This window comes from Rhodopseudomonas sp. B29, from assembly GCF_000333455.1.
Classification (GTDB): Bacteria; Pseudomonadota; Alphaproteobacteria; order Rhizobiales; family Xanthobacteraceae; genus Rhodopseudomonas.
On the sequence record NZ_BADD01000640.1, the window covers coordinates 1 to 1,956 of the forward strand.

Sequence of the window (1,956 nt, forward strand, 5' to 3'; positions counted from 1 at the left end):
GGACAGAAGCACACGATGCAGGACGGCGTGTGGTTCCGCGCCGCCATGGCCAAGCGAAAGAACGCCGAGGCTCGCTGGCTCTTGCCGATGATCTGCCGCCGCGGCGGCATCACCAAGCAGGACATCGGCGCCATCCGCATCCTCGATACCACCACCGAGTTTGAAATATCGGCCGCCGCCGCGCAGGACTTCGCCGCGCAGATCAAGCGACCGGATCAGGACGACAACATTCGCATCGAACCCTTGATCGGCGCCAAGCCGATCGCGCCGCGCGAAGAGCGTCCGGTCGGGAAGGCGCCGTACGAGCGCAAATCCGAGCGGGCGACGCGTCACAGCAAGCGGCCGGATTCGTGGTCGCCGCAGATCGAGCCGCTGGCCGATCCGCGCCGCGCCGATCGCAACAGCGATGACCGGCCGCGGCGCAAGAGCTTCGACGAGCCGCGCGCGCCCCGCGGTGGCCACGAGGCGGGCTCGAAGGACGCTGGCTCCCGCCCGGGGCGAGACGACTTCAAGAAGACCGACTTCAAGAAAGACGGCTTCAAGAAGGAGGGTTTCAAGAAAGACGGCTACACGGCGGACGGCTTCAAGAAGAAACCCAAAACGCGCGACGACAAGCCCGCTTACGTCAGCAAGGCCCGCCGCGCCGACCCGTCGGCCAAGAGCCCGTCCTTCAAGAAGAACAAGAAGAAGTTTCGCGGCTGATAATAGGCTGCTTCGCAGTTGGAGTCCGCCGGCGCTCTGGAGCGCTCACAACGAGCACATCCTCATGGTGAGGAGGCGCGAAGCGCCGTCTCGAACCATGCGCCGCGCACCCCGTGGCGTCATCCTTCGAGACGCCCGGCTTCGCCGGGCTCCTCAGGATGAGGAGGTCGTGCACGTTGGAAGGCTGTAGAACTTCAATCAGGCGATCCGAGCTAAATTCATGCTAATCGGCTCGCCAAAGCCGTTTCGGGCTGCTCGTGCTCACCGCCAGCGGCGGTGCAACCAGAGCCATTGCTCGGGCGTTTCGCGGATCCAGCTTTCGATCACGCTGGTCACCTTCTGCATCGTACCCTGGATGTCGATCTGCCCTGAGGCGTCGCGGACCGGTTCTATCTCTTCGGTGAGTTCGGCGCGGAAGCGGTGGCCGGGGAGGCGGATGACGCGGGCGCCGTGCAGCGGGCATTCGATCTGGCGCAGGAGGCGCGCCAGCAGCGGGTTGGCTTTGCAGGTGCGGCCGAAGAAGGTGACGTCGACGCCGTTGGAGAAGTGCTGATCGATCAGCATGCCGACGTGCTTGCCCTCTTGCAGCGCCGCCGCCAGCTTGAACGGCGCGGTGCGGCCGGCGGCGACGAGCTGGCCCATCTTCACCGAGCGGATCTCTTCGATGATGCGGTCGGCGGCGGCGATGTTGGGCTTGCGATACAGCACGGCGGTGTCGAGCCCGTGCGCCACCGCGGCGACCGCCGGCAATTCCCAATTGCCCAAATGGCTGGCGAAGATCAGCGCCGGCTTGCCGTCGTTGCGCAGTTGCTCGAACAGTTCGAGCGAGCGCGGTGGCACTTCGATCCCGCCGCGCTCGGGATGGTCCGGGTCGTAGTTCCAGACGTGGTCGAGATGCGCGAACTCGGCGGCGACGCGGCCGAGATTATCCCAGACCCCGGCGAGGATCGCCTCGATCTCTTCGGGCGTCTTCTCCGGAAATGCCTTCGTCAGATTATCGCGGCCGATCTTCTGCTCGCCCATCATCGGGCCGATGCGCTGAGTGATGCCGCCGAAAAACTTCGCCGTACTCACCGGATCGAACCGCCGCGCAAAGCGCAGCGGGCCGATCGCCGCGGCGCCGATCGCGCCGCCGGGGGCGGCTTTTCCCAAGCGCTGGGCGCGCACCTTGGCGCGGTAGAAGGGCGAACTTTCATCAGAACCGGACGATGATCTTGCCGAACACCTGCCGGCTTTCCTTCCGCTTCAGCGCCG

2 protein-coding genes are annotated in these 1,956 nt (G+C 65.7%); one reads left to right on the forward strand and one right to left on the reverse strand.

The genetic code is table 11. From position 1 onward, the window contains the following. The coding region (locus tag I5M_RS23065) for a DbpA RNA binding domain-containing protein (protein ID WP_031337360.1) at positions 1-702 on the forward strand (702 nt) is incomplete at its 5' end. A 261-nt stretch (positions 703-963) separates the two neighbouring features. On the opposite strand, the gene I5M_RS23070 is transcribed toward I5M_RS23065, so the two are convergent. Beyond that, on the reverse strand, positions 964-1,869 hold the full coding sequence (locus tag I5M_RS23070) for a lipid A biosynthesis lauroyl acyltransferase (RefSeq protein WP_031337361.1): 906 nt from the start codon (positions 1,867-1,869) through the stop codon (positions 964-966). Between the last annotated feature and the right edge of the window lie 87 nt (positions 1,870-1,956).